Origin of the sequence: Streptomyces sp. NPDC048637 (genome assembly GCF_040650675.1) — a bacterium.
Classification (GTDB): domain Bacteria; phylum Actinomycetota; class Actinomycetes; order Streptomycetales; family Streptomycetaceae; genus Streptomyces.
Genome location: NZ_JBEZHQ010000017.1, coordinates 49,014 through 65,256, shown reverse-complemented (window position 1 = coordinate 65,256; position 16,243 = coordinate 49,014). Strand labels below are relative to the sequence as shown.

The 16,243-nt window shown below is 68.3% G+C and carries 13 protein-coding genes; 8 read left to right on the top strand and 5 right to left on the bottom strand.

The window, feature by feature from the left end; translation table 11 throughout:
• Window positions 1-70: 70 nt before the first annotated feature.
• The 7 genes from typA to AB0C46_RS21640 all read left to right on the top strand — a co-directional run bounded on the left by typA (window position 71) and on the right by AB0C46_RS21640 (window position 8,255).
• Window positions 71-1,975: a translational GTPase TypA gene (gene typA / locus AB0C46_RS21670; protein ID WP_362829593.1), complete on the top strand. Its 1,905-nt coding sequence runs from the start codon at window positions 71-73 to the stop codon at window positions 1,973-1,975.
• A gap of 131 nt (window positions 1,976-2,106) precedes the next feature.
• Entirely contained in the window at window positions 2,107-2,439 is a 333-nt protein-coding gene (locus tag AB0C46_RS21665) for an antibiotic biosynthesis monooxygenase family protein (RefSeq protein WP_362829592.1), read from the top strand.
• A 165-nt stretch (window positions 2,440-2,604) separates the two neighbouring features.
• Window positions 2,605-4,224, top strand: coding sequence for an ABC transporter substrate-binding protein (locus tag AB0C46_RS21660; RefSeq protein WP_362829591.1), 1,620 nt, complete (start codon window positions 2,605-2,607; stop codon window positions 4,222-4,224).
• 40 nt (window positions 4,225-4,264) lie between these two features.
• Window positions 4,265-5,188 (top strand): ABC transporter permease, encoded by a 924-nt coding sequence (locus AB0C46_RS21655; protein WP_362829590.1) that lies wholly within the window; start codon window positions 4,265-4,267, stop codon window positions 5,186-5,188.
• Window positions 5,181-6,173: an ABC transporter permease gene (locus tag AB0C46_RS21650; protein ID WP_362829588.1), complete on the top strand. Its 993-nt coding sequence runs from the start codon at window positions 5,181-5,183 to the stop codon at window positions 6,171-6,173. The genes AB0C46_RS21655 and AB0C46_RS21650 overlap by 8 nt, the downstream gene beginning before the upstream one ends.
• 11 nt (window positions 6,174-6,184) lie before the next feature.
• Window positions 6,185-7,204 (top strand): ABC transporter ATP-binding protein, encoded by a 1,020-nt coding sequence (locus tag AB0C46_RS21645; protein WP_362829587.1) that lies wholly within the window; start codon window positions 6,185-6,187, stop codon window positions 7,202-7,204.
• A complete protein-coding gene (locus AB0C46_RS21640) occupies window positions 7,191-8,255 on the top strand; it encodes a dipeptide ABC transporter ATP-binding protein (protein WP_362829586.1) in 1,065 nt (354 codons plus the stop codon). Before AB0C46_RS21645 ends, AB0C46_RS21640 begins: the two co-directional genes overlap by 14 nt.
• Before the next feature lie 112 nt (window positions 8,256-8,367).
• Here AB0C46_RS21640 and AB0C46_RS21635 read toward each other — a convergent pair whose 3' ends face one another.
• The 5 genes from AB0C46_RS21635 to AB0C46_RS21615 form a co-directional block, all read right to left on the bottom strand.
• Window positions 8,368-9,507, bottom strand: coding sequence for a dipeptide ABC transporter ATP-binding protein (locus tag AB0C46_RS21635; RefSeq protein WP_362829585.1), 1,140 nt, complete (start codon window positions 9,505-9,507; stop codon window positions 8,368-8,370).
• Window positions 9,508-9,519: 12 nt separating this feature from the next.
• Window positions 9,520-10,581, bottom strand: a complete 1,062-nt coding sequence (locus AB0C46_RS21630) for an ABC transporter ATP-binding protein (protein WP_362829584.1) — start codon at window positions 10,579-10,581, stop codon at window positions 9,520-9,522.
• Window positions 10,582-10,591: 10 nt separating this feature from the next.
• Complete coding sequence (locus AB0C46_RS21625) at window positions 10,592-11,563, bottom strand: ABC transporter permease (RefSeq protein ID WP_362829583.1); 972 nt, start codon at window positions 11,561-11,563, stop codon at window positions 10,592-10,594.
• A gap of 133 nt (window positions 11,564-11,696) precedes the next feature.
• Entirely contained in the window at window positions 11,697-13,496 is a 1,800-nt protein-coding gene (locus tag AB0C46_RS21620; RefSeq protein ID WP_362829581.1) for an ABC transporter substrate-binding protein, read from the bottom strand.
• 104 nt (window positions 13,497-13,600) lie between these two features.
• The gene (locus tag AB0C46_RS21615; RefSeq protein ID WP_362829580.1) at window positions 13,601-14,635 is read right to left on the bottom strand and encodes an ABC transporter permease; all 1,035 of its coding nucleotides are present in this window, start codon (window positions 14,633-14,635) and stop codon (window positions 13,601-13,603) included.
• 485 nt (window positions 14,636-15,120) lie between these two features.
• Here AB0C46_RS21615 and AB0C46_RS21610 point away from each other — a divergent pair, with 485 nt between their 5' ends.
• A complete protein-coding gene (locus AB0C46_RS21610; protein ID WP_362829578.1) occupies window positions 15,121-16,233 on the top strand; it encodes a hypothetical protein in 1,113 nt (370 codons plus the stop codon).
• Window positions 16,234-16,243 lie beyond the last annotated feature (10 nt).

The following is a 16,243-nucleotide window of genomic DNA, read 5'->3' as shown; positions in this document are numbered from 1 at the left end:
TTATGCCCGGCGGGCGCGCGTACCGAATGGACGCGTCGCCACCCACGATTCCGGGAGAAGCGCCGCCAGTATGCCCACCCGTCACGACATTCGTAACGTAGCCATCGTCGCCCACGTCGACCACGGCAAGACCACCCTCGTCGACGGCATGCTCAAGCAGGCCGGTTCCTTCGCCGAGCACGCCGCCGAGAAGCTCGACGACCGGATGATGGACTCCAACGACCTGGAGCGTGAGAAGGGCATCACGATCCTCGCCAAGAACACGGCGGTGAAGTATCACCCCAAGGACGGCGGGGACCCGATCACGATCAACATCATCGACACCCCCGGCCACGCCGACTTCGGTGGCGAGGTCGAGCGCGGTCTGTCGATGGTCGACGCGGTCGTCCTGCTGGTCGACGCCTCCGAGGGTCCGCTGCCGCAGACCCGCTTCGTGCTCCGCAAGGCCCTCGCGGCCCGGATGCCGGTCATCCTGTGCATCAACAAGACCGACCGCCCCGACTCCCGGATCGACGAGGTCGTCAACGAGACCTACGACCTGTTCCTGGACCTGGACGCGGACGAGGACCAGATCGAGTTCCCGATCGTCTACGCCTGCGCCCGTGACGGCGTGGCCTCGCTGACCAAGCCGGTGGACGGCACCGTCCCGGCCGACAGCACCAACCTGGAGCCGTTCTTCACCACGCTCCTGGACACCGTCCCGGCCCCGCAGTACGACGCGGACGCCCCGCTCCAGGCGCACGTCACCAACCTGGACGCGGACAACTTCCTCGGCCGTATCGCGCTGCTCCGCGTCGAGCAGGGTGAGCTGGCCAAGGGCCAGAGCGTTGCGTGGATCAAGCGGGACGGCTCCATCGCCAACGTCCGCATCACCGAGCTGATGATGACCGAGGCGCTCACCCGCAAGCCCGCCGAGAAGGCCGGCCCGGGTGACATCTGCGCGGTCGCCGGTATCCCCGACATCATGATCGGCGAGACGCTGGCCGACCCGGAGAACCCGATCGCGCTGCCGCTGATCACCGTCGACGAGCCGGCGATCTCCATGACCATCGGTACCAACACCTCGCCGCTGGTCGGCCGGGGCGGCACCGGCAAGGGCGCGGACGCCAAGGCCGCGGTCAAGGACCGCAAGGTCACCGCCCGCCAGGTCAAGGACCGCCTGGAGCGCGAGCTGATCGGTAACGTCTCGCTGCGCGTCCTGGAGACCGAGCGTCCCGACGCCTGGGAGGTGCAGGGCCGCGGTGAGCTGGCGCTGGCCATCCTGGTCGAGCAGATGCGCCGCGAGGGCTTCGAGATGACCATCGGCAAGCCGCAGGTGGTCACCAAGCAGGTCGACGGCAAGACCTTCGAGCCCGTCGAGCGCATGACCATCGACGTGCCCGAGGAGCACATGGGCGCCGTCACGCAGCTGATGGGTGTCCGCAAGGGCCGGATGGACAACATGTCCAACCACGGCTCCGGCTGGGTCCGCATGGAGTTCGTCGTCCCGTCCCGTGGCCTGATCGGCTTCCGTACGGAGTTCCTGACCAACACCCGCGGCACCGGTATCGCGCACTCGATCCACGAGGGCCACGAGCCGTGGTTCGGCACGCTCACCACCCGTAACAACGGCTCGCTGGTCGCCGACCGCTCCGGTGCCGTCACCGCCTTCGCGATGACGAACCTCCAGGAGCGCGGTGTGCTCTTCACCGAGCCCGGCACCGAGGTGTACGAGGGCATGATCGTCGGCGAGAACTCCCGCGCCGACGACATGGACGTGAACATCACCAAGGAGAAGAAGCTCACCAACATGCGCTCCTCCTCGGCCGACTCGTTCGAGGCGATCGTGCCGCCGCGGAAGCTGTCGCTGGAGCAGTCCCTGGAGTTCTGCCGCGACGACGAGTGCGTCGAGGTGACCCCGGAGTCCGTGCGCATCCGCAAGGTCGTCCTGGACCAGAAGGAGCGCGGCCGCACCGCGTCCCGCGCCAAGCGGTAACGGCTGCCGCCGGAAGCCCGGCCTGAAGCGATGGGGCGTCCCTCTGTGCGAGGGGCGCCCTTCGTCGTGGGTGGCCGGCTGTGTCGTCGCAGGCCGGCTGCGTTGTCAGTGGTCGGCGGCAGACTGGCGGTATGACAGCTACTACGAAGATCGAGACCGGGCGCGGGATCGCCACGCTCATCAATGTGTTCACCGTCCTGCCGGAGCGGCAGGCGGAGCTGGTGGCGGTGCTCAGCCGGGCCACCGAGGAGACGATGAAGGACCGGCCGGGGTTCATCTCGGCGAACATCCACGCGAGCGCGGACGGTGAACGGGTCGTCAATTATGCGCAGTGGGAGAGCGAGGGGCACTTCCGGGCGATGCTGGCCGATCCGTCCGCGCAGGAGCACATGACGGAGGCCGCCGCGCTGGCGGAGGCGTTCGATCCGCGACTGTTCGCGGTGGAGTCCGTGCACCACATATAGGGATCTCCAGGGGGCGCCCCAGGGCGGCGCTCCCTCTCCCTCCCCGATCGGGCATCCGAGGGGTTTCTCAGGTTTCCGGAGCAGTGGCGGACGCCGCCGGAGTGCGGTACGTCCGGCTATGCGGTCTTATGTGGCCCTAGGCGTGATCCGGACTGAGGAGGCGTCATGCGGAGAGCCACGTGCGCGAAGTGGGGCGCATACGCCGTCGCCGTCGCCCTCGTGGCCACGGCGTGCGGGGGCGGGAGCGGTGCGAGCCGTTCCGGTGTGGTCAGCGCCTCCTGGGGGGATCCGCAGAACCCGCTGGAGCCGGCGAACACCAATGAGGTCCAGGGCGGCAAGGTCCTGGAAATGCTGTTCCGCGGGCTCAAGCGCTACAACCCGAAGACGGGTGCCGCGGAGGATGTGATCGCGGACCGGATCGAGACGAAGGATTCGCAGAATTTCACGGTGAAGTTGAAGGGCGGCTGGACCTTCAGCAACGGCGAGAAGGTCACCGCCAAGTCCTTCGTGGATGCCTGGAATTATGGCGCGCTGCTGAGCAACAAGCAGAAGAACGCACCGTTCTTCCAGTACCTCGACGGCTTTGCGCAGGTGCATCCGGACAAGGGGAACCCGCAGGCCAAGACCCTGTCGGGGCTGGTGGTGAAGGACGACAAGACCTTCACCGTCAAGCTCAACCAGAAGTTCTCCAGCTGGCCGGACACACTGGGCTATTCGGCCTTCATGCCGCTGCCGCAGTCGTTCTTCCGGGACCATGACGCCTGGATCGAGAAGCCGGTGGGGAACGGGCCGTACGCCGTGGACTCCTACGAAAAGGGGTCGGTGCTGCGGATGCGGAAGTGGGGCAAGTATCCGGGGGACGATCCGGCGCGTAACAGCGGTATCGATCTGCGGGTCTATACGGACAACAACACCGCCTATACCGATCTCCAGGCGGGCAACCTCGATCTGGTCGACGATGTGCCCGCCGCACAGCTCAAGAATGTGCGGGCGGATCTGGGCGGCCGCTATATCAATCAGCCGGCCGGGATCATCCAGACCCTCGCCTTTCCCATGTACGACAAGCGATGGGCGCGGCCGGGCGCGGAGAAGGTGCGCCGGGGCCTGTCGATGGCGATCGACCGGGACCAGATCACCCGGGAGATCTTCCAGAAGACCCGGACGCCCGCCACGGACTGGACCTCGCCGGTGCTCGGGCCGGAGGGCGGCTACAAGGCCGGGCTGTGCGGCGAGGCCTGCGAGTTCAACGCGGCGAAGGCAAAGCAGCTGGTCAAGGAGGGCGGCGGTCTCCCCGGCGGCCGAATCACCCTCGCGTACAACGCAGATACGGGGTCCCACAAGGACTGGATCGACGCCCTCTGCAACAGCATCAACAAGTCGCTGGGAGAGGACCAGGCGTGTGTCGGTGCCCCGGTCGGCACCTTCGCCGACTTCCGCAACAAGATCACGGCCAAGCGGATGAGCGGCCCGTTCCGGGCGGGCTGGCAGATGGACTATCCGCTGATCCAGAACTTCCTTCAGCCGCTGTACTACACCAACGCCTCCTCCAACGACGGAAAGTTCAGCAACGCCTCCTTCGACAAGCTGGTGAACCAGGCGAACGCGGAAACGGACCAGAAGAAGGCCGTCGCGACCTTCCAGGACGCGGAGAAGATCCTCGCCGCCCAGATGCCGGCCATTCCGCTGTGGTACCAGAACGGCAGCGGCGGCTATTCGGAGCGGATCAGCAATGTCTCCCTGAATCCGTTCAGCGTGCCGGTCTACAACGAGATCAAGGTCAACTGACCGTGCCAACGGGCCGTGGGGCGAGGAAGGCCGGTGTGCCATGGGCCGCTATGTGATCCGGCGGCTGCTCCAGATGATCCCGGTGTTCATCGGGAGCACCTTCCTCATCTTCTTCATGGTGTACGCACTCGGCGACCCCGTGGCCGCGATGTTCGGCGAACGGGCACCCGACCCCGCCACCGCCGCCCAGATCCGCCGCGAGCTCTACCTCGATGAGCCGCTGTGGAAGCAGTATCTGCACTACATGGGGCAGATCTTCCAGGGGAATTTCGGCACCGCGTTCAACGGCCAGTCGGTCACCGCGCTGATGGCCTCCGCCTTTCCCGTCACGCTGCGGCTGACCCTCGTCGCCATCGTGATCGAGATGATCGTGGGCATTGTGCTCGGGGTGTTCAGCGGGCTGCGGCGCGGCCGGGACATCGACACCACGGTGCTGGTCCTCACCCTCGTCGTGGTGTCCATCCCGACCTTCGTCAGCGGCTATCTGCTGCAGTTCCTGTTCGGGGTGCAGTGGGCCTGGGCCGCGCCGTCCGTCGCCCCCGAGGCGCCGCTGAACGAACTCCTGCTGCCGGGGCTGGTGCTGGCGCTGGTCTCGCTCGCCTATGTGACCCGGCTGACCCGGACCTCGATCGCGGAGAACGCCCGTGCCGACTACGTCCGTACGGCCCTCGCCAAGGGGCTGCCCCGGCACCGCGTCATCACCCGCCATCTGCTGCGCAACTCGCTGATCCCGGTCGTCACCTTCATCGGCACCGACATCGGCGCCCTGATGGGCGGCGCGATCGTCACCGAGCGCATCTTCAACATCCACGGCGTCGGCTACCAGCTCTACCAGGGCATCCTGCGGCAGAACTCGCCGACCGTCGTGGGCTTCGTGACGATCCTGGTGCTGGTGTTCCTCCTCGCGAATCTCCTCGTCGACCTGCTGTACGCCGTCCTCGACCCGAGGATCCGCTATGCCTGAGTCCTACGTCCCCAAGGAAGCCATCGGCCACGGCGACGGCGGGTCCGCCGCGCTGGCCATCGGCGAGGCGGAGTCGCTGGAGCGGCGGCCCGGTGCGGCCCCGCCCGGCGCCGGCCCGCCCGGCGGGGTACCCCTCGGCAAGCCGCGCAGCCTGTGGAGCGACGCCTGGCACGACCTGTGGCGCAACCCCGTCTTCGTGCTCTCCGCACTGGTCATCGTCTTTCTGGTGGTCATCGCGATCTGGCCGCAGCTGATCGCCACCGGCAACCCCTACCGCGCCGACCTCGCCAAGGCACAGCAGGGCTCCCAGCCCGGCCACCCCTTCGGCTTCGACACCCAGGGCCGGGACGTCTACACCCGGGTCGTCTACGGCGCCCGCGCCTCCATCACCGTCGGCGTCTGCGCCACGACCGGTGCGGCGCTGCTCGGCAGCCTGCTGGGCGGGCTGGCCGGGTTCTTCGGCGGCTGGGGCGACACCCTGCTCTCCCGGCTCGCCGACATCTTCTTCGGCATCCCGGTGATCCTCGGCGGTCTGGTGTTCCTCTCCATGGTCACCAGCACCACGGTCTGGCCGGTGGTCGGCTTCATCGTGCTGCTCGGCTGGCCGCAGATCTCCCGTATCGCCCGCGGCTCCGTCGTCACCGCCAAACAGAACGACTATGTCCAGGCCGCGCGGGCGCTGGGCGCGGGCAACGGACGGCTGCTGCTGCGGCATATCGCGCCGAACGCCGTCGCGCCGGTCATCGTCGTCGCCACCATCGCCCTCGGCACCTTCATCGCGCTGGAGGCGACGCTCTCGTACCTGGGCGCGGGCCTGAAGCCGCCCACGATCTCCTGGGGCATCGACATCTCCACGGCCTCCACCTACATCCGCACCGCGCCGCACATGCTGCTGTGGCCCGCGGGAGCGCTGAGCATCACGGTGCTGGCGTTCATCTTGCTCGGCGACGCGGTGCGCGACGCCCTCGACCCCAAGTTGCGCTGAGGAGCGGGAAGATGACGAACGAGGACGCGCGGTCCACGGGCCCCGGTACGGCCCTGCTCGACGTGCGGGACCTGCGGGTCGAGTTCCGTACCCGGGACGGCGTGGCCAAGGCCGTCAACGGCGTCAGCTACCGCGTGACGCCCGGACAGACCCTTGCGGTGCTCGGTGAGTCCGGCTCCGGCAAGTCCGTCACCGCCCAGGCCGTGATGGGCATCCTCGACTCGCCGCCGGGCTTCGTCACCGGCGGCGAGATCGTCTTCCAGGGGCGCGATCTGCTCACCCTGCGCAAGGACGAACGGCGCAAGGTCCGCGGCGCGAAGATGGCGATGATCTTCCAGGACGCGCTGTCCGCGCTGAACCCGGTCCTCAGCGTCGGCGCCCAGCTCGGGGAGATGTTCCAGGTCCACGAGGGGATGTCCCGCAAGGACGCCCGCGGCAGAGCGGTGGAACTGATGGAGCGGGTCGGTATCCCGGCGGCCAGGGAGCGGGTGGGCGACTATCCGCACCAGTTCTCCGGCGGGATGCGCCAGCGCATCATGATCGCGATGGCGCTGGCCCTCGGCCCGGACCTGATCATCGCGGACGAGCCGACCACGGCGCTCGATGTCACCGTCCAGGCGCAGGTGATGGATCTGCTGGCCGAGCTGCAGCGCGAGCTGACCATGGGGCTGATCCTGATCACCCATGACCTGGGCGTGGTCGCGGATGTCGCCGACACGATCGCGGTGATGTACGCCGGCCGGATCGTCGAGACCGCCCCCGTCCACCAGCTCTACCGGGCGCCCGCCCACCCGTACACCCGCGGACTGCTGGACTCCATCCCGCGGCTGGACCGGAAGGGCCGGCGGCTGTACGCGATCAAGGGCCTGCCGCCCAACCTGACGGCCATTCCGCCCGGTTGCCCCTTCCACCCGCGCTGTCCACTGGCCCAGGACGTCTGCCGTACCGATCTGCCGCCGCTGTACGAGGCCGGACCCGGCCGGGCCAGCGCCTGCCACTTCTGGAAGGAGACCCTTGATGGCGCACGGTGACGGCGGCGGCCCGGCGGCCGGCCCGGGGACCCCGATCCTGGAGATCCGCGACCTCGTCAAACACTTCCCGCTCACCCGGGGTGTGCTCATCAGGAAGCAGGTCGGCGCGGTCAAGGCCGTCGACGGAGTCTCCTTCGACCTCCACCAGGGCGAGACGCTCGGCATCGTCGGCGAATCGGGCTGCGGCAAGTCCACCGTCGCCAGGCTGCTGGTCGGCCTCGAACGGCCGACGGCCGGTCAGATCCGTTACCGCGGCGAGGACATCAGCAAGCTCTCCGCCCGCGCCCTGAAGGCCGTACGGCGCAACATCCAGATGGTGTTCCAGGACCCCTACACCTCCCTGAACCCCCGGATGACCGTCGGCGACATCATCGGCGAGCCCTACGAGATCCACCCTGAGGCGGCCCCCAAGCGGGACCGCCGCAGAAAGGTCCAGGAGCTCCTGGAGGTGGTCGGGCTCAACCCCGAGTTCATCAACCGCTATCCGCACCAGTTCTCCGGCGGTCAGCGCCAGCGCATCGGGATCGCCCGCGGCCTGGCGCTGCGCCCGGAGATCATCGTCGCCGATGAGCCGGTCTCCGCGCTGGATGTCTCCGTCCAGGCCCAAGTGGTCAATCTGCTGGAGCAGTTGCAGCACGAGTTCGAGCTGTCGTACGTCTTCATCGCCCACGATCTGTCCGTCGTACGGCACATCTCCGACCGCATCGCGGTGATGTACCTGGGCCGGCTCGCCGAGACCGGCACCGACGAGCAGATCTACGAGCACCCCACGCACCCGTACACCCAGGCCCTGCTGTCCGCCGTGCCCGTCCCCGACCCGGACGCCCGCGCCCACCGTGACCGCATCCTGCTGGCGGGCGATGTCCCCTCACCCGCGAACCCGCCCTCCGGCTGCCGCTTCCGCACCCGCTGCTGGAAGGCCCAGGAGCTGTGCGCCGAGGTTGTACCGCCCCTGGACGTACCCAGGGAGTTCCGGGAGACGTCGGGCCCGGCCGAGCATGCCTCGGCCTGTCATTTCGCCGAGGAGCGGCATGTGGTGCCGAGCGAGTAGCCGTACGGACCGGGCTGCTGGGCTACCGGCGCGGCACCAGGGCCGCGCACGCCAAAGCCCGCCTCCCGTAGGGGAAGCGGGCTCCGGCTCCGAGCGGTGGCGGTACGAAGGGCTACTCGGTCTTGCCGATGTCCTCGGCCTCCGCGGCGTCCTCGATCGCGGCCAGCGCCGGGTCGAGGATGATGTCCTCGCCCCGGGCCGCGGTCGTCGGCTCCTCGGGGAAGTGGCAGGCGGTGAGGTGGCCGGCCGCGTTCCCGCCGATCCGGACGAGCGGCGGCTCCTCGGTGGCGCACTTGTCCTGCGCCTTCCAGCACCGCGTACGGAACCGGCAGCCGGAGGGCGGGTTGACGGGGGAGGGGACGTCACCGGCGAGACGGATGCGCTCGCGGTCCTCCTCCTCGCTCTCCACCAGCTTGGCCTCGGGCACCGCCGAGAGCAGCGCATGGGTGTACGGGTGGCGCGGCCGGTGGTAGATCTCGTCGCGGGTACCCACCTCGACGATCTTGCCGAGGTACATCACCGCGACCCGCTCGCTGAAGTGCCGCACGATCGCCAGGTCGTGGGCGATGAACAGGAACGCGATGCCCAGCTCGCGCTGGAGCTTCTGGAGCAGGTTGACCACCTGCGCCTGGATGGAGACGTCGAGCGCGGAGACCGGCTCGTCCGCGACGATCAGCTTCGGTTCCAGGGCGAGCGCGCGGGCCACGCCGATGCGCTGGCGCTGACCGCCGGAGAACTCGTGCGGGAAGCGGTTGTAGTGCTCCGGGTTGAGACCGACGGTCTCCAGGAGTTCCTGGACCCGCTTCTCCCGGCCGCCGGGCGGGTTGATCCCGTTGATCTCCATCGGGCCGCCGATGATGGTGCCGACCGTCTGCCGCGGGTTCAGCGAGGCATACGGGTCCTGGAAGATCATCTGGATCTCGGAGCGGATCGGCGCCAGTTCCTTGCGGCCCGCGTGGGTGATGTCCTGGCCCGCGTACGTGATCTTGCCGGAGGTCGGCTCCATGAGCCGGGTGAGCAGCCGTCCGGTGGTGGACTTGCCGCAGCCCGACTCACCGACCAGACCGAAGCTCTCGCCGGCGTGCACGGTCAGGTCGACGCCGTCGACCGCCTGGACCGCGCCGACCTTCCGTTTGAACGGGAAGCCGCCGTAGATCGGGAAGTGCTTCGTGAGTCCCTCGGCGGTGAGCAGCGGCTCGCCCGGGGTGGGCGCGGCGTCACGGGGCGCCGGGAGGGTGACGTTCTCTGCCATGGTGATAGCTCCCTAGCCCAGCCGGGGCTTGATCTGCTCGGTGAAGAGGGTCTGCTTCTGCTCGGCGCTCAGATGGCACGCGGCCGCGCGCCCCAGCTCCAGCAGCGGGCGCTCGTCGGTGCAGCGGGCACCGCCGACCTCGCCGGTGAAGCCGCAGCGCGGGTGGAAGCCGCAGCCGGAGGGCGGGGTGAGCAGGCTCGGCGGCGCCCCGGGGATCGGGTGCAGCTCCTCGTGGACGTCCGAGCTGAGCCGGGGCATCGAGCTCAGCAGGCCCCAGGTGTACGGGTGCTGGGGCTGGGTGAGGATCTCCTTGACGGAGCCCCGCTCCACGGCGCGGCCCGCGTACATCACCAGCAGGTCGTCCGCGGTGTTGGCGACCACGCCGAGGTCGTGGGTGATCAGGATGATGGCGGAGCCGAACTCCTGCTGGAGGTCCTTGAGGAGGTCGAGGATCTGCGCCTGGACGGTGACGTCCAGGGCGGTGGTCGGCTCGTCGGCGATCAGCAGCTCGGGGTTGCAGACCAGCGACATGGCGATCATCGCGCGCTGGCGCATACCGCCGGAGAACTGGTGCGGGTAGTCGTCCACCCGCAGACTGGGCTGCGGGATACCGACCTTGGTCAGCATCTCGATGGCGCGCTGCCGGCCCTCGCGCTTGCTGGCGCCGGTGTGCTTGATGAACGGCTCCGCGATCTGCCGGCCGACCGTGTAGTAGGGCGACAGGGCGGTCAGCGCGTCCTGGAAGATCATGGCCATCTTGTTGCCGCGGAGCTTCTCCAGGGTCTTCTCCCTGGCCCCGGTCAACTCCTGGCCGTCCAGCGTGATGTTGCCGGAGAGTTCGGTGTTCTTGGGGTTGTGCAGCCCCAGGACGGCGAGGTTGGTGACGGACTTGCCGGATCCCGATTCGCCGACGATGCCGAGCGTCTGCCCGCGCTCCAGGTCGAAGGAGAGTCCGTCGACCGCCTTGACGATGCCGTCCTCGGTGGAGAACCGCACATGCAGGTCGCGGACGGAGAGGAAGGGGTCCGATCCGGTCGGGACCGGCGTGTCCTCGGTCTTGGTGAGTGTGGTCACTTGGGCTCTCCTAGGACAGGCGCACGCGCGGGTCGATGAGGGCGTACGTCGCATCCACGATGATGTTGAACACCAGGATCAGGGCGGCGCTGAAGATCAGCACGCCCAGGATCATGGGGAGATCGAGGGTGATGACGGAGTTGATCGCCAGTCGGCCGAGGCCGGCCAGCGAGAAGGTGTACTCGGTGATCATGGCGCCGCCGAACAGCGAGCTCAGGTCGATACCGAGGATCGTGACGATCGGGATCAGTGAGCCGCGCCAGGCGTAGCGCATGAAGACATAGCGCGCCGGCATGCCCTTGGCCTTGGCCGTGCGGACGTGCTCCTCCTGGAGCTGCTCGATCATCGTCGAGCGCGCCATACGGGTGTACTGGGCGGTGAAGATCGTCGACATCACCAGCCACGGCAGCAGCAGGCCCATGAACCAGCCGACCGGATTGCTGGTGAGCTCCACGTACTTGGGCGACGCCATGATGCCGCTGTAGACGAAGATGCCGAGAACGACCGGCCCCAGGATGTAGATCTGCACCGAGCTGAGCACCATGGAGGCCCCGGTGACCGTCTTGTCCAGCAGCGAGCCCTTCTTCCAGGCGGCCAGCAGACCGGCGCCCAGGCCGATCACCAGGAAGGCGACCGCACCGCCGACGGCCAGCGACGCCGTGGTGGGCAGCCGGTCCATCATCGTCGCCCAGACGTCCTGCTTGGTGGCGAAGGAGTAGCCGAAGCAGGGGGCGCTGCAGTGCCCGATGGTGTAGTCGCGGCCCGTGAAGATGCCGGCGAGGAAGTCCCAGTACTGCGTCGGCAGGGGCTTGTCGAGGCCGAGGTTGTGATGGATCAGGGCGACATTGTCGGCGGTGCAGTTCTTGCCGCACGCCATCATGGCCGGATCGCCCGTGGAGAAGAACACGAAGAACGTGAAGGCGCTCAGCAGGAGGAGGATGACGACCGCGCCGAAAATCCGGCGGAATAGGAAGGGAAGCATGGCAGTTCGCTGCTCTCAGGACGGCGGCGGCTGTGGGGAGTGACGGAGTGGCGGGGAAGGCCCCGGAGAGCGCGCGCTCCGCCGTGCCGCGCGCTCTCCGGACCGCCTTCCGGTGCTTGCTTCGGTGTGCCTCTTACTTCTTGAGGAACACCGTGTTCACGTCCAGGTAGTTGGTGTCGCTGTTGTAGCGGATACCACCCACGTTGGAGCCGTGCAGCTGGAGCACCTTGGTGTAGAAGACCGGGGCGGCCGGGTTGACCTTCTCCACGATGTACTGGTGCAGCTTCTGCCACTCCGCGGTCTGCTTCGTGACGTCCGTGATCTTCTCGATGCGGTCGATCTCGGCGCTGACGTGCTTGTCGCGGATGTGGGAGTAGTTGGCCGCGCCGTCCTGGATCTGCCGGGGGTCGTACGACGGCGGGATGACGGTGGAGGCGTCCGCCCAGTCCTGGCCCCAGCCGGTCATGTAGATGTCGAAGCCGTTGTCGACCTTGCCCATCTGCTGGTACCAGGAGGCCGCGTCGACCTCCTTCTTCTGGACGTCGAAGCCGGCCTTGTTCAGGGCGTCCTCGATGACCGCGGCTTCCTTCTGGCGGATCTCGGTGTTGGAGTAGGCGTAGACGAGCTTCTTGCCCGTCGCACCGGCCTCCTTGAGGAGCTTCTTGGCCTTCTCCGGCTCACCGTTGGGGTGCGTGAGCTTGCCGTAGGGGTCGTAGCCCTTCTTGTAGCCCGCCACGGTCGGGGCGAGCAGACCGCCGGCGATCTCACCGCCGTAGCTGCCGCCGTTGATGCGGACGATCTGGGCGCTCGGCATGGCGTAGGTGATCGCATCACGGATCTTCTTGTCCTTGATGCGGTCCATGTTCATGTTCATCTGCCAGACGTAGGGCTGGTAGCCCTGCACCAGGCGCTTGCTGGCACTGGGGTTGTCCAGCACCTGCTTGGTCTGCGTCGGCTCCACCGAGTTGGTGAAGCTGATCGCGTTCTTGGACTCACCCTGATCGGCCATCAGGCGCTTGGTGGAGTCCGAGAACTGGTGGTTGAAGGTGATGTCGAAGGCGTCGACGTACTGGTGGCGCGACGGGTCGGTCTTCGGGTCCCAGTTCGTGTTGCGCACCAGCTTCGCGGACTTGCCCTCCTTGAAGGAGGCGAACTTGTACGGGCCGGCGCAGACCGGCTTGACGTCGTAGTTCTCCTTGGTGTCCTTGGCGCCCTCCGGCACGGCGCTGTAGCCCGCGATGGCGAGCGCGTAGGGCACCTGCGACTGCGGCTTCTTGAAGTGGAAGATGACCGTCTTGTCGTCCGGGGTGTCCAGGACGTTCTTGGGCAGGTGGTCACCCTTGTACGGACCGTCCGGCAGGGCCTTGCGGTACGAGGTGCCCTCGCCCGACAGCCACGTCTGCAGGTACGTGGGGCCGTCGGTGATGAACTTGGCGTACATCCGCTCGATGGTGTGGCGGATGTCCTTCGAGGTGATCGGCTTGCCGTCCTCGAACTTGATGCCGTCCTTGAGCGTGTACTTCCACGTCTTGCCGCCGTCGGACATCTGGCCCGCGTCGGTGGCGAGGTCGCCGACGACCGTCTTCTTGCCCGAGTCGTCCTGCTTGTACGTGGTCAGGCCACGGAAGATCAGCTTGGACAGGTCGCCCAGGTCGCTGACGTACATCTGCGCCGGGTCCAGGTGGTTGAAGCTGTCACGCTGGAAGACGCGGAGCGTGCCGCCCTTGCGGCCGCCCTTGACCTCGGCGGCCGGGCCGGTGGAGTCGGCGACCGTGCCGAGCGCCACGGTCTTCGACTGCTCGGCGGCGTCCTTGTCCGTCTGGGACTTGTCCTTGCCGCCGCCGCCGCCGCTGCTGCAGCCGGTGAGCGCGAGTGAACCGGCCGCCAGGGCCACGATCACGGCGCGTGCTCTGCGCGTAGATAGAGCGTTCATGAGGTTCCAAGCACCTGCCTGTCGGTTGTTGTCCAGATGTGCTGTCTGACGCAACCGGTACGAGCCCGGCCCGGGGGGTGACAGCGGCCCCCTCAAATGGACGATCAGCGCCCGGACTTGGGATCGAAGGCGTCCCGGACCGAGTCCCCGAGCAGGTTGAAGCACAGCACGAAGATCACCATCGCGGCGCCGGGGAAGACCAGGAAGGTCGGGTCGTTCTCGTAGACCATGCCGGCCGTGTGGAAGAGCCGTCCCCAGTCCGGGGTCGGTTCCATGATGCCGACGCCCAGATAGGACAGGCCGGCCTCCGCCGTGACGAACAGCGGGAGCATGTAGGTGGCCTGCACCAGGATCGGTGTGACCACGTTGGGCAGCAGTTCCTTGCGGATGATGCGCCACGGCGAGGCACCGGTGATCTTCGCGGCCTCGACGAACTCCCGCTCGCGCAGTGACAGCACCTGGCCGCGCAGCAGCCGGGCCAGACCCATCCAGCCCAGCGCCCACTGCACCAGGATCAGCGCCACCACGCGCACATAGGTGGGGGTTTCGTCGCCCGGCGGGATGAAGAACGCGACGACCACGGGCATGAAGGCCACGAAGGTCAGCTGGCTGGGGAAGGCGAGCAGGAAGTCGATGACCCGGCCGAGCCAGTAGTCGGTCCGGCCGCCCATGTAGCCGGCCGTGACGCCCAGGAGGGTGCCGGTGATCACCACGAGGATGGTCACCGCCAGCGAGATTCCCAAGGACATCCGCATGCCGTAGAGCAGGTTGGTGAACAGGTCGCGGCCGAGCGCCGGTTCGATGCCGAACCAGAAGTCGCCGGAGATACCGCCGTTGGCACCCATCGGATAGCCGAACTCGTCGAAGAGGCTCGGGTCCTCGTTGCCGTAGAAGGTGTACGGGTTCTTGCCGTACACCTTGGCGATCACCGGGGCGAGCGCGGCCACGACGAAGAAGGCCAGCACGACGAAAGCGCAGATGACGCCTGTGCGGTCGCGCTTGAAGCGCCGCCACATCAGTTGGCCGGGGGAACGGCCAACGAGCTCACCGTCCTTGCCGTCCTTCGTCTTCTTCAGACCCTTGGAATCAAGTCCTGGGGTATCGGACTTGGTTGCCGCGGTCTGGGATGGACTAGTCATCGCGAAGTGCCCCCGCGCCGAGTTCTCTTGGAACGTGAAGCGGCACCTGGTCGCACCGCTGGATGAGCGGACTGTCGCAAGTGATTTATGGCGGAGTCAAGGGGATCGGGTGTGCTCGTGAACAGGTCGTCTACTTCTTGAGCGAAGATTGCGCAGATCGACGCTCAGGCGTGCTTGACAGGGGGTCGCGATATACGGCATGGGGGACATATCGTCACCAACTGCTTTAACATGAAGGCAACTTCACTGTCGCAACACCGATATACGGACGCGCCATGATGAACAACGTACGGCCGTGCGGGTGCCGTAGACCGGCCGGGACGCCAGGCGGCGTCCCGGCCGGTTGCTGCTTTGTCCGTGTTTCGTCCGTCGCCCCGTCCGGGTCTGTTGTCCCCGGGCCGGGACTGCAGTAGACCTGCGGTGGGCGCCTCCTGTGCGGGGTGCCGTGGACGACTCAGGTACTTCGATGCGGACGGGGGCGAGCCGTGTCCACAGTGCGGGACAGCGTTCTCACCCGCGGCGCGCGCGGCCTCGGCGCGCTGGTCTGCCTGCTGCTCGCGCTGCTCAGTGCGGGCTGGATCATCCGGGACCTGACCATCGCCCAGCACGGTGCGGATGTGTGGCGGGCCTGGCTCGGCGAGACGCCCCGGCCAAGGGAGTTCACCGCCTGGGCCACCTCGGTGCTCGACCCGCTGCTGGTGCTCGGCGCGCTCGTCGCCGCGGTCGCCGTGCTGCGCGCCGCCGTCGCCTCGTCCGTGGCCACGGGCGCCCTGCTCGCCCTGGCGGCCGCCACCGCACTGCTGCGGACCCCGCTGCTGTGGATGCTGGGCGCGGGCTGGCTCCAGGGACTGGACAGCGGTCTCACGGTGCGGGCGCGGCTGACCGCCCTGACCCAACTCGCCCTGGCGGTCGCGCTGATCGTGGTGTGCGTGGCGGGGCGGCAGCCGGACGGGACCACGGGGCACGGTGCGCGCGGGCTGCCGGAGCCGGCGTCCTCGGCGTACGGAGTGGTCCGTGCGGTGCCGCGCGGAGCGGGCCCCGGGGTGCCCGGCAGGCCGTTCAAGGGGCCGGCCGTCACCGCCGCCGTCCTCCTGGGCGCCGCCGGACTCGCCGTCGCCGGCTGGGAGTTCCGCTGGTGGGAGCGGCTCGACGGGGACATCTACCGCAAGGGGCTGCTCGGCGACGCCTCCGTCTTCCGCGCGCTGCTGCAGCCCCCGGTGCACTGGCAGGCGCTGGCGCTCGCGCTGCTGGCCCTGGGGGCCGCGGCCGCCGCACTGCGCCGGGCGGCCTGGGCCAGACCGGCGGCGCTGACCGCCGCGGCCCTGCTGTGCGTGCACGGGGCCGTGGCGCTCGCCTTTGCCCTGCGCACCGGGGAGTTGGGCCGCCTCGCCGCGCTGCCCGCCCGGGCCCAGCTGGAGGTGGGCACCGCGGCCTTCGTGGCCGCTGCCGGGCTGGCCGCGGTGATCGCGGCGGCCCGGCCCGGTGTCCCGTCGGCCGCCCCGGACGCGGACGAGGTGCTGGCGTACGGCGCCGCCCCGGGCGAGGCACGGCCGCCGCACGCCCCGCCCCCGCCGTCCACGCTCCCGCCCGGTTGGTGAGACGGGTGCC